Source organism: Pelomonas margarita (assembly GCF_043555875.1).
GTDB lineage: Bacteria > Pseudomonadota > Gammaproteobacteria > Burkholderiales > Burkholderiaceae_C > Pelomonas > Pelomonas margarita.
Genome location: NZ_JBIGHW010000004.1, coordinates 108,026 through 117,348, shown reverse-complemented (window position 1 = coordinate 117,348; position 9,323 = coordinate 108,026). Strand labels below are relative to the sequence as shown.

Below are 9,323 nucleotides of genomic sequence, written 5' to 3'. Positions count from 1 at the left end.
CAAACCCCCCTTAATTTCTGTGTTGACAGAAATTTCAGATGACGTACGCTGCAGGCCATGGAACTCACCGACATCAGCCGCCGCTTCATCGTCCACTGGGGCGAGATGGGCACGAACTGGGGCGTCAACCGCAGCGTCGCGCAGATCCACGCGCTGCTGTTCGTGCACGGCCGGCCGCTGCACGCCGAGGAGATTGCCGACACCCTGGTGCTGGCCCGCTCCAACGTCAGCAACAGCCTCAAGGAGCTGCTGAACTGGCGGCTCATCCGCGTCACGCAGGCGCTGGGCGACCGCCGCGATTACTACGAAACCTCCAGCGACGTGTGGGAGCTGTTCCGCACCATCGTGCGCCAGCGCAAGGAGCGCGAGTTCGACCCCACCGTCGCTCTGCTGCGCGACCTGTCCGTCGACCCTGCGCTGGCCCAGGAGTCCCCCGAGATGCAAGACCGGCTGCGCAGCACGCTGGACTTCATGCAGACCCTGGGCAGTTGGAGCGACGAGATGCTGCGGCTGTCGCCCGCCACGCTGGAGAAGATCCTGCGCCTGGGCGCCCAGGTGCAGCGCTTCGTGCGCCCGGTGGACGCGCCCGACGCGCCGGCCGCTGCCTTCCCCGCCATGCCCACCCTGCCCCCGATGGGATGAGGCCGCACCGGGTGCAGCTGCGCCCCTTTTTTTGCCCTTTAATTTCTCTTTCAACAGAAATAACAGCCATGACAGCCAACCCGCCCAGTCACACGGTCTTCTACGACGGCGACTGCCCGCTGTGCCGCAGCGAGATGGGCGTGCTGATGCGCGACAACCGCGCCGGGCGGCTGCGCTTCGTCGACATCGCCAGACCCGGCTTTGAAGCCGCGGCGCTGGGCGTCACGCAGGCCGCGCTGATGGCGCGGCTGCATGTGCTGCGCGAGGACGGCCGCTGGCTGGTGGGCGTGCCGGCCGTGCAGGCTGCCTATGCCGCGACCGGCCACACACGCATCGCCGCCGCGCTCGCCCACCCGGTTCTGGCGCGGCTGGCCGGCCCGGCCTACGACTGGCTGGCCGACCACCGCTACCGACTGCCGCGCTGGCTGCTGCGCCTCGTGCACCTGCACGCCGGCCGCTGCGCCCCGGACGGCGCCTGCCGCACCCATTGAGATCACCCCCAAGGAGAGCACCATGTCGGAACTGAACTTCGTCCTCACCCTCGTCATCGCCGTGCTGGGCCCGCTGCTAGCCATCGGCTACCTGAAGCCCATCCTGCTCGTCGTGCTGGACACGCTCTGCGCGCAGCCGCTGCCGGGCCAGGCCGGCGCGCAGTTCTGGATACGCAGCGCCCATGTGCTGGCCATAGCCGGCTCGCTGGTGTTGGCCCTGAGCTTCGGCGAATTCGACGGCAGCCTGCTGGATGCGCTGCGCCGCGCGCTGTGGCTGGCTGCGGCGGGCAGTTTCATCAGCATCGCCGTCATCGCCCGGCAGGTGTGGGCGCCGGTGCGCGAGCGGCTGGCTCGACCTGCGGCACCGCAGGCCCCCATCGCAGCGGCCGACCGGTGGGTCTGAGCCATGAACATCCTCGTCATCGGCGCCGGCGGCTTCATCGGCACGCACGTCCGCCACGCGCTGGCCGACGCCGGCCACACCCTCGTGCGCCCTTCCTTGCCACCTGTCACGACCTGGAGCCGTCCCGAGACCTGGCGGCCACTGCTGGCCGGCGTGGACGGCGTCGTCTACGCCGCCGGCTGCCTGCGCGACCAGGCGGGCGGCGTGACGGACCTGCTGGACCTGTTGCACCACCGCGCCCCGGCCGCCCTGGCCGATGCTTGCGAGGCCACCTGCATCCGGCGGCTGGTGCATGTGTCCGCGCTGTGCGGCGGCATCAGCGCCTATGCGCGCAGCAAGCACGCCGGTGAGGTAGCGCTGGCCGGCCGCGCCTGCATCGTGCGGCCCAGCCTGGTGGTCGGCCCCGGTGGCGTCAGCAGCCGCCTACTGGACCGCCTGGCCCGCCTGCCATGGCTGCCGCTGCCGGCCGAGGTGGCGCGCTGCCGTGTCCAGCCCATCCGCGTGGAAGACCTGGCCGCCGGCATCGTCCAGGCGCTGGGCAGCGAGGCGCTCATCACCTGGACGGCCGTGGGACCTGAGGCGGCGCCGGTGGCCGACTGGATAGCCCGCCGCCGCGTGGCCCGGGGCCAGCGCCCCGCACGCGGCATCTCTCTGCCGGGCGCGCTGACGCGAGCCTCCGCACGGGCGGGCGACCTGCTGGCCCTGGGCCCCTGGTGCAGCACCGCGCTGGCACTGCTGGCCCACGACAGCACCGCACCGGCGGCGCCCACGCCGCTGGGCCGGCCGCTGCGCGATGCGATGCAAGGGGCCTGGGCATGACATCGCCGCGCATCGCCCACGCCTCCCTCGTGCTGCTGTGGTGGGGCACTGTCGCAGCCAGCCTGCATGACGGCGGCGCGGCCGGCATCGCGCTGCTGCAGCAGGCCACCGGTATTTCCACAGGCGCCGCGCGGGCCATCGTGCTGCTCGGCTGCGCCTGGGACGCCGCCATCGGACTGCTACTGCTGCTGCGCCCCGGCGCCCTCACCTACCGGCTGGCCGCCCTCGGCGTTGTCGGCATGACGATCATCGCCACCGCCCTCATGCCCGCGCTGTGGCTGGACCCCTTCGGCGCGCTGCTGAAGAATCTGCCCACGCTGGCCCTGCTCGCGCTGCTGGGCGAGAAGGGCGCCCGCACATGAACGCCTACCTGCTCGTCAAATGGCTGCACATCGTGTCCAGTGTCGTGCTCGTCGGCACCGGATTTGGCTCGGCCTTCTACCTGTTCTTCGCCAACCGCAGCGCAAGCCTCGAGGCCCGCGCGGTGGTCGCCCGCCTTGTCGTGCGGGCAGACCTGTGGTTCACGACGCCCGCCGTCATCGCCCAGCCGCTCACGGGCCTCTGGCTGGCCCACACGGCCGGCTGGCCGCTGACCACACCGTGGCTGCTGGCCTCGCTGCTGCTCTTTGCGCTGGCCGGCGCCTGCTGGCTGCCGGTGCTGTGGCTGCAGCTGAAGATGGCACGCGAGGTGGAGTCCGCGCTGGCCGAGGGCCGCGGACTGCCAGTGCAATACGGGCGTTGGCAACGCGCCTGGGAGTGGCTGGGCTACCCGGCCTTCGCGGCCATGCTGGCGGTGTTCTTCCTGATGGTGAACAAACCGGCGCTGGGGGGCTGAGCACGGCGGGTCGCACGCGCAAGAAAGCCGGCTGCGTGCGCAGCCGGCTGCTCATGCGGCCGAGGCCGCGTCAGCCCATGTGCAGGCCGCCGTTGCAGGAGAAGTCCGCACCAGTGGTGAAGCCGCTGTCCTCGCCGGCCAGCCAGGCGACGACCGAGCCGATCTCGCCCGGTGTGCCCAGGCGCTTGACCGGGATGGTGGCGACGATCTTCTCCAGGATCTCAGGCTTGATGGCCTTGACCATGTCGGTGCCGATGTAGCCCGGGCTCACGGTGTTCACCGTCACGCCCTTGGCCGCCAGCTCCTGCGCCAGCGCCATCGTGAAGCCATGCATGCCGGCCTTGGCGGCGGAGTAGTTGGTCTGGCCGGCCTGGCCCTTCTCGCCGTTGACCGAGGAGATCTGGATGATGCGGCCCCAGCCCTTTTCCACCATGCCCGGCACAACCTGCTTGGTCACGTTGAACATGGAGTTCAGGTTGGTGTCGATGACGGCCTTCCAGTCGTCCGGCGTCATCTTCAGGAACATGCGGTCGCGCGTGATGCCGGCGTTGTTGACCAGCACGTCGATGGCGCCATGCTCCTGCACGGCCTTGGTGAAGGCCTCGACCGTGGAGTCCCAGTCGGCGACGTTGCCGACCGAGGCGTAGAACGTGTAGCCCAGCGCCTTCTGCTCATCCAGCCACTTGGTGAAGTCGCGGCTCGGGCCGCAACCGGCGATGACCTTGAAGCCCTCGTTGTGCAGTCGCTGGCAGATCGCGGTGCCGATCCCGCCCATGCCGCCGGTGACGTAGGCAACTTTCTGGCTCATGTGTGTCTCCTGCTCGTTGGAGTGTTGGAAAGATTTCAGCGCTCGACCGTCAGGGCCACGCCCATGCCGCCGCCGATGCACAGCGAGGCGATGCCCTTCTTGGCGTCGCGCTTGACCATCTCGTGCAGCAGCGTGACGAGCACGCGGCAGCCGCTGGCGCCGATGGGGTGGCCCAGCGCGATAGCGCCGCCGTTGACGTTGACCTTGCTCGTGTCCCAGCCCATCTCGTTGTGCACGGCGCAGGCCTGGGCCGCGAAGGCCTCGTTGATCTCCAGCAGGTCCAGGTCGGCCGGCTTCCAGCCGGCACGCTCCAGCGCCTTGCGGGCGGCGGGCACAGGGCCCATCCCCATGTAGGCCGGGTCCAGGCCCGCCGACGCGTAGGACGCGATGCGCGCCAGCGGCGTGAGGCCCAGCGCGGCGGCCTTGGCGGCCGTCATCACCATCACGCCGGCCGCACCGTCGTTCAGGCCCGAGGCATTGCCGGCGGTCACGCTGCCGGCCTTGTCGAAGGCGGGGCGCAGGCCGGCCAGCGCTTCAGCGTTGCTCTTGCGGTTGATGAACTCGTCGGCCGCAAAGACGATGGGGTCGCCCTTCTTCTGCACGATGCTGAAGGGCACGATCTCGTCCTTGAAGCGACCCGCATCTTGAGCGGCTGCGGCCTTCTGCTGGGAGGCCAGCGCCAGCGCGTCCTGCTGCTCGCGGGTGATGCCGTACTTCTTCGCGATGTTCTCGGCGGTGATGCCCATGTGGTACTGGTTGTACACGTCCCACAGGCCGTCGTTGACCATGGTATCCACGAGCTTCCAGTCGCCCATGCGCTGGCCGTCGCGCGAGGCGGGCAGCACGTGGGGCGACAGGCTCATGCTCTCCTGGCCGCCAGCGATGACGATGTCGCTGTCACCGTCGCGGATGGCCTGCGCGGCCAGCATCACGGCCTTCAGGCCCGAGCCGCAGACCTTGTTGATCGTGAACGCCGGGACGCCCTGCGGCAGGCCGCCCTTGATGACGGCCTGGCGGGCCGGGTTCTGGCCAACGCCGGCTGTCAGCACCTGGCCCAGGATGACCTCGTTGATCTGCTCGCCGGCCAGGCCAGTGCGGCGCAGCAGGTCCTGGATGACGGCCGCGCCCAGCTCGCTGGCGGGCGTCTTGGCGAGCGTGCCGCCGAACTTGCCGATGGCGGTGCGCGCGGCGGCGACGATGACGATGTCTTGCTGGCTCATGGGAGTCTCCTTCTCAGTGATATGGACGAAACGTTTTCGGGCCGAGCGCCGGGCCGCTCCCAAGCCGGCCCGCGATGGCGATGCTTGCAGCTCAACGCTGCAAGCATCGCCGGCCACTCGGGGGACCGGCCAAGGTACGCCTTGGACGAGGGGCTCACCATGTCTAGGCTTTGACCTTGACGTAGCGGCCGGGCGCGGGCTCGATCGCTTTGTACTTGCGGTTCCCAGGGGTCTTGGGTGCGGGCTTCATCGCGCCCGCATGCGAGGCCAGCCAGGCTGACCAGTCGGTCCACCAGCTGCCCGGGTGTTCGGTGGCGCCCTGCAGCCAGGCCTCGGGGTCGGCCGGCAGGGCCGTGCTCTTGGCAATCCAGTGGCTGCGCTTGCCCTTGGCCGGCGGGTTGATGACGCCGGCGATGTGGCCCGAGGCGCCCATGACGAATCGGCGCGGGCCCTTGAAGATCTGCGTGTTCCGGTACGCCGCCTGCCAGGGCACGATGTGGTCCTCGCGCGAGCCGTAGATGTAGACCGGGCAGTCGATGGCGGACAAGTCCAGCTTCTCGCCGCACACGGTCAGCTTGCCCGGCACCTTCAGCTCGTTCTGCAGGTAGGTGTGGCGCAGGTACCAGCAATACATGGGCCCGGGCAAGTTGGTGGAGTCGCCGTTCCAGTACAGCAGGTCGAAGGCCGGCGGGGCCTCGCCCTTCAGGTAGTTGCCGACGACGTAGTTCCACACCAGGTCGTTGGGTCGCAGGAAGCTGAAGGTCGTCGCCAGTTCCTGGCCGTGCAGCAACTGCGGGCCCTTGGGCGAGTCGGGGCCCAGCGTGGCCTCGCGCAGGCGCACGCTGGCCTCGTCGACAAAGATGTCCAGGATGCCGTTGTCGGCAAAGTCCAGCAGCGTGGTCAGCAGCGTCAGGCTGGCAGCCGGCTGCTCGCCGCGTGCGGCCAGCACGGCCAGCGCACAGGCCAGCAGCGTGCCGCCTACGCAGAAGCCCAGCGTGTTGATCTGGTCCTGGCCGGAGATGGCCTGCACGACACGGATGGCTTGAACAGCGCCCTGCTCGACGTAGTCGTCCCAGGTCAGGTGCTTCACCGACTCGTCCGGGTTGCGCCAGCTGACGACGAAGACGCGGTGCCCCTCCGCCACGGCGTAACGAATCAACGAGTTGTCCGGCTGCAGGTCGAGGATGTAGAACTTGTTGATGCAGGGCGGCACCAGCAGGAAGGGCCGGGCATGCATCTGCGGCGTCAGCGGCGCGTACTCAATGAGCTGGAACAGTTCGTTCTCGAACACCACGGTGCCGGCCGTCGTGGCCACGTTCTTGCCGACCTCGAAGGCGCTTTCGTCCGTCTGCGACACATGGCCGCGCTGCACGTCGCCCCACAGCTGCTGCAGGCCGCGCGCCAGCGTTTCGCCATGGCTGTCCAGCGCGAGCTTCTGCGCCTCGGGGTTGGTCGCTAGGAAGTTGCTGGGCGAGGCCGCATCGACGAACTGCTGCACCGCGAACTTGATGCGGGCCCGGGTCTTGTCGTCGGCTTCCACGGCCGCAGCCATCTGCTGCAGTGTGCGGCCGTTGAGCAGGTAGAGCTGCGTCATGAAACTGGCGGCCGGATTGGCCCGCCACTCAGGCGCCGAGAAGCGCCGGTCGCTGACCGCCGGCGCCTCACCCTGGCCCAGCGAGCCGTTCCACAGCGCGGCGGCCTGCTTCAGGTAGTCGGCCTGCAGTTCGGCCAGCGTCGCGGGAGAGATCTGCGGCAGGTGCGTCATCTGCTGCATCAGCTCGGCGAAGGGCTGCGCCTCGGCGCCGAGCGGTTCGTTCTTCTTGCGGGTAGCCATGGATCTCCTGGGAACGCTTCGTCGAGACAGTCTCGCCGTGAACCATTGCAATAAGCTTGCCACATGCCGGCAGCCGCAGGCTTTGTACCCTGATGCGTCGACACGCCAATGACAAAGGTCAACCGCTCCCCATGTATCTGATTGCCATCGCCTGGGCCTACGTCGCGTTGATGATGGCGGCCGCCGAAGCCACGAGCCCACAGGGCACGCTGTTCGGCGCCTTCATCACCTTGATGCTGTACGGCGTGCTGCCGCTGGGTCTGCTGCTGTACATCCTGGGCACACCGGGCCGGCGGCGCCGGGCCGCCCAATCCTCAGCGCAGGCTGATGCAGGCAGCCATGCGCCCCCGGGGCCGGCCGAGCGCCTCCCCGCGGAACGAGAAGAACCGTAAATCTTCGGTCAACGTGCACCAGCCGCCGCCGCTGATTTGCGCGACACCGGCCGCCTGCAAGGCTTCGCGAGCCAGCAACGCCAGGTCAACGCGCCAGCGAGGCTCGGGGTTGGGCCGGTACAGCACACCGGGCTGATCCCGCGCCAGCGGCTCGCGGCCGAAGGCGGTCACCACCTCCGGTCCCACCTCGAAGGCCTGCGGCCCGATGCAGGCGCCCAGCCAGGCGCGCACGTCGCCCGGCATGCAGCCCGTGGCCGCACACAGCGCGCCCACCGTGTTCTGCAGCACACCGGCCGCCAGGCCACGCCAGCCCGCATGTGCACCGGCCACACCGCCGGGCGCGCTGAACAGCACGGGTAGGCAGTCGGCCACCAGGATGGCAACGGCCAGGTCGGGGTCGGTGGACACGGCCGCATCGGCCGGCGGCGCGTTGTCGTCGCGCCAGTCGGCACGCAGCTGCACGACGTCGGCGCCATGCACCTGGTCCAGGAACACCGGCCGCGCGCCGAGCAACGTCGCCAGCGCGGCACGGTTGGCACGCACCTCGTCGACATCGCCCGCCTTGCGGCCGAAGTTGGGGCCGCGCCCGGTCATGAAGGCCGTGACACCCGGCCAGCCCGGGCTCAGCCAGGTCGCGTCAGGCTGCATCGGGGCAGGCCTCGGGTCGGGTGCTCGCAAAGGCCGACAGTGCCAGGCAGGCGGCGTTGACGCGCATCACCGTGGGGTAGGCGTCCAGCGGGCAGTCGAAGCGCTGCGCGTTGTAGACCTGCGGCACCAGCAGGCAGTCAGCCAGGCCAGGTGCGTCACCGAAGCAGAAGCCTCCCGCACTCGTCGCCAGCCGCCGCTCGACGACCGCAAGCCCGGTGGCGATCCAGTGGCGGTACCAGGCGTCCACCTCCTCCTGCGTGTGGCCCAGCTCGCCCTTGAGGTGACGCAGCACGCGTAGGTTGTTGAGCGGGTGGATGTCGCAGGCGATGTCCTGCGCCAGCGCGCGCACCCGGGCGCGGGCCAGCGGCTCCCGCGGCAGCAGCGGCGGCTCGGGGTGGACCTCGTCCAGGTACTCCAGGATGGCCAGGGACTGGCCCAGCCACTGGCCGTCGTCCAGCACCAGCGCCGGCACCAGCTGCGAGGCCTGCTGCGCCGCGAAGGCCGCGCCGAACTGCTCGTTCCTGGCCAGATGGACGGGCAGGTAGTCGTAGGCCAGGCCCTTGAGCGCCAGGCCGATGCGCACGCGCCAGGATGCCGACGAGCGGAAATAGTTGTAGAGCTTCATGCTGTCATTTTGGTGCTTCTAAACTCCGCCGCATGCCCCTGCCCAGCCGCCTCAACCATTGCCCCAGCTGCGGCGCTGCCGTGGACTACCGCATCCCCGCCGACGACAGTCGCGAGCGCGCCGTGTGCACGGCCTGCGAGGCCATCCACTACCAGAACCCGCTGAACGTCGTCGGCACGCTGCCGGTGTGGGAGGCCGACGGCCGCGTGCTGCTGTGCCGCCGCGCCATCGAGCCCCGCCACGGGCTGTGGACGCTGCCCGCCGGCTTCATGGAACTGGGCGAGACCACGGCCGAGGGCGCACTGCGCGAGACGCACGAGGAGGCCGGCGCCGACATCGAGATGGGCCCTCTGTACACGCTGCTCAACGTCGTGCGCGTGGGCCAGATCCACCTGTTCTACCGGGCACGCCTGCGCTCCACGACGTTCAACCCCGGGCCCGAGTCACTGGAGGCGCGGCTGTTCGCCGAGCACGAGATCCCCTGGGACGAGCTCGCCTTCCGCACCACACGCGAGACGCTGCACAGCTTCTTCGAGGACCGGCGCGCCGGCCGCGACTTCGCACTGCGCTGCATCGACATTCCCTGAGCGCTCGCGCATGATGCCG

13 protein-coding genes are annotated in these 9,323 nt (G+C 69.7%); 8 read left to right on the top strand and 5 right to left on the bottom strand.

Going from position 1 to position 9,323, the window contains the following annotated elements:
- Positions 1-57 precede the first annotated feature (57 nt).
- The 6 genes from ACG0Z3_RS09070 (at position 58) to ACG0Z3_RS09045 (ending at position 3,190) form a co-directional block, all read left to right on the top strand.
- The gene (locus tag ACG0Z3_RS09070) at positions 58-642 is read left to right on the top strand and encodes a GbsR/MarR family transcriptional regulator (protein WP_394396994.1); all 585 of its coding nucleotides are present in this window, start codon (positions 58-60) and stop codon (positions 640-642) included.
- Positions 643-710: 68 nt separating this feature from the next.
- Positions 711-1,133: a thiol-disulfide oxidoreductase DCC family protein gene (locus ACG0Z3_RS09065; protein ID WP_394396992.1), complete on the top strand. Its 423-nt coding sequence runs from the start codon at positions 711-713 to the stop codon at positions 1,131-1,133.
- Positions 1,134-1,155: 22 nt separating this feature from the next.
- On the top strand, positions 1,156-1,536 hold the full coding sequence (locus ACG0Z3_RS09060; protein ID WP_394396990.1) for a hypothetical protein: 381 nt from the start codon (positions 1,156-1,158) through the stop codon (positions 1,534-1,536).
- 3 nt (positions 1,537-1,539) lie between these two features.
- Positions 1,540-2,355 carry an NAD-dependent epimerase/dehydratase family protein gene (locus ACG0Z3_RS09055; protein ID WP_394396988.1) on the top strand — a complete coding sequence of 272 codons (816 nt, stop codon included), beginning with the start codon at positions 1,540-1,542 and terminating at the stop codon, positions 2,353-2,355.
- Complete coding sequence (locus tag ACG0Z3_RS09050; RefSeq protein ID WP_394396986.1) at positions 2,352-2,717, top strand: DoxX-like family protein; 366 nt, start codon at positions 2,352-2,354, stop codon at positions 2,715-2,717. Before ACG0Z3_RS09055 ends, ACG0Z3_RS09050 begins: the two co-directional genes overlap by 4 nt.
- Positions 2,714-3,190 (top strand): DUF2269 family protein, encoded by a 477-nt coding sequence (locus ACG0Z3_RS09045; protein ID WP_394396984.1) that lies wholly within the window; start codon positions 2,714-2,716, stop codon positions 3,188-3,190. The genes ACG0Z3_RS09050 and ACG0Z3_RS09045 overlap by 4 nt, the downstream gene beginning before the upstream one ends.
- 70 nt (positions 3,191-3,260) lie before the next feature.
- Here the strand turns inward: ACG0Z3_RS09045 and phbB are convergent, their stop codons facing one another.
- The 3 genes from phbB to phaC all read right to left on the bottom strand — a co-directional run bounded on the left by phbB (position 3,261) and on the right by phaC (position 7,052).
- Complete coding sequence (gene phbB, locus ACG0Z3_RS09040) at positions 3,261-3,998, bottom strand: acetoacetyl-CoA reductase (RefSeq protein WP_394396982.1); 738 nt, start codon at positions 3,996-3,998, stop codon at positions 3,261-3,263.
- Between the two features lie 35 nt (positions 3,999-4,033).
- Positions 4,034-5,218 (bottom strand): acetyl-CoA C-acetyltransferase, encoded by a 1,185-nt coding sequence (locus tag ACG0Z3_RS09035; RefSeq protein ID WP_394396980.1) that lies wholly within the window; start codon positions 5,216-5,218, stop codon positions 4,034-4,036.
- 163 nt (positions 5,219-5,381) lie between these two features.
- Entirely contained in the window at positions 5,382-7,052 is a 1,671-nt protein-coding gene (gene phaC / locus ACG0Z3_RS09030; RefSeq protein WP_394396978.1) for a class I poly(R)-hydroxyalkanoic acid synthase, read from the bottom strand.
- 131 nt (positions 7,053-7,183) lie between these two features.
- Between phaC and ACG0Z3_RS09025 the strand changes: the two genes are divergently transcribed.
- A complete protein-coding gene (locus ACG0Z3_RS09025) occupies positions 7,184-7,444 on the top strand; it encodes a hypothetical protein (protein WP_394396976.1) in 261 nt (86 codons plus the stop codon).
- On the opposite strand, the gene ACG0Z3_RS09020 is transcribed toward ACG0Z3_RS09025, so the two are convergent.
- A complete protein-coding gene (locus tag ACG0Z3_RS09020) occupies positions 7,367-8,092 on the bottom strand; it encodes a purine nucleoside phosphorylase YfiH/LACC1 family protein (protein WP_394396974.1) in 726 nt (241 codons plus the stop codon). The genes ACG0Z3_RS09025 and ACG0Z3_RS09020 overlap by 78 nt on opposite strands.
- Entirely contained in the window at positions 8,082-8,717 is a 636-nt protein-coding gene (maiA, locus tag ACG0Z3_RS09015) for a maleylacetoacetate isomerase (RefSeq protein ID WP_394396972.1), read from the bottom strand. Before maiA ends, ACG0Z3_RS09020 begins: the two co-directional genes overlap by 11 nt.
- Positions 8,718-8,749: 32 nt before the next feature.
- Here maiA and ACG0Z3_RS09010 point away from each other — a divergent pair, with 32 nt between their 5' ends.
- A complete protein-coding gene (locus tag ACG0Z3_RS09010; RefSeq protein ID WP_394396970.1) occupies positions 8,750-9,304 on the top strand; it encodes an NUDIX hydrolase in 555 nt (184 codons plus the stop codon).
- Positions 9,305-9,323 lie beyond the last annotated feature (19 nt).

Coding starts and splice junctions, on each gene's coding strand:
- phbB (WP_394396982.1), bottom strand. CDS start 3,998: ATGAGCCAGAAAGTTGCCTACGTCACCGGCGGCATGGGCGGGATCGGC.
- ACG0Z3_RS09055 (WP_394396988.1), top strand. CDS start 1,540: ATGAACATCCTCGTCATCGGCGCCGGCGGCTTCATCGGCACGCACGTC.
- ACG0Z3_RS09070 (WP_394396994.1), top strand. CDS start 58: ATGGAACTCACCGACATCAGCCGCCGCTTCATCGTCCACTGGGGCGAG.
- ACG0Z3_RS09010 (WP_394396970.1), top strand. CDS start 8,750: ATGCCCCTGCCCAGCCGCCTCAACCATTGCCCCAGCTGCGGCGCTGCC.
- ACG0Z3_RS09025 (WP_394396976.1), top strand. CDS start 7,184: ATGTATCTGATTGCCATCGCCTGGGCCTACGTCGCGTTGATGATGGCG.
- ACG0Z3_RS09045 (WP_394396984.1), top strand. CDS start 2,714: ATGAACGCCTACCTGCTCGTCAAATGGCTGCACATCGTGTCCAGTGTC.
- ACG0Z3_RS09035 (WP_394396980.1), bottom strand. CDS start 5,218: ATGAGCCAGCAAGACATCGTCATCGTCGCCGCCGCGCGCACCGCCATC.
- ACG0Z3_RS09065 (WP_394396992.1), top strand. CDS start 711: ATGACAGCCAACCCGCCCAGTCACACGGTCTTCTACGACGGCGACTGC.
- ACG0Z3_RS09060 (WP_394396990.1), top strand. CDS start 1,156: ATGTCGGAACTGAACTTCGTCCTCACCCTCGTCATCGCCGTGCTGGGC.
- ACG0Z3_RS09020 (WP_394396974.1), bottom strand. CDS start 8,092: ATGCAGCCTGACGCGACCTGGCTGAGCCCGGGCTGGCCGGGTGTCACG.
- maiA (WP_394396972.1), bottom strand. CDS start 8,717: ATGAAGCTCTACAACTATTTCCGCTCGTCGGCATCCTGGCGCGTGCGC.
- phaC (WP_394396978.1), bottom strand. CDS start 7,052: ATGGCTACCCGCAAGAAGAACGAACCGCTCGGCGCCGAGGCGCAGCCC.
- ACG0Z3_RS09050 (WP_394396986.1), top strand. CDS start 2,352: ATGACATCGCCGCGCATCGCCCACGCCTCCCTCGTGCTGCTGTGGTGG.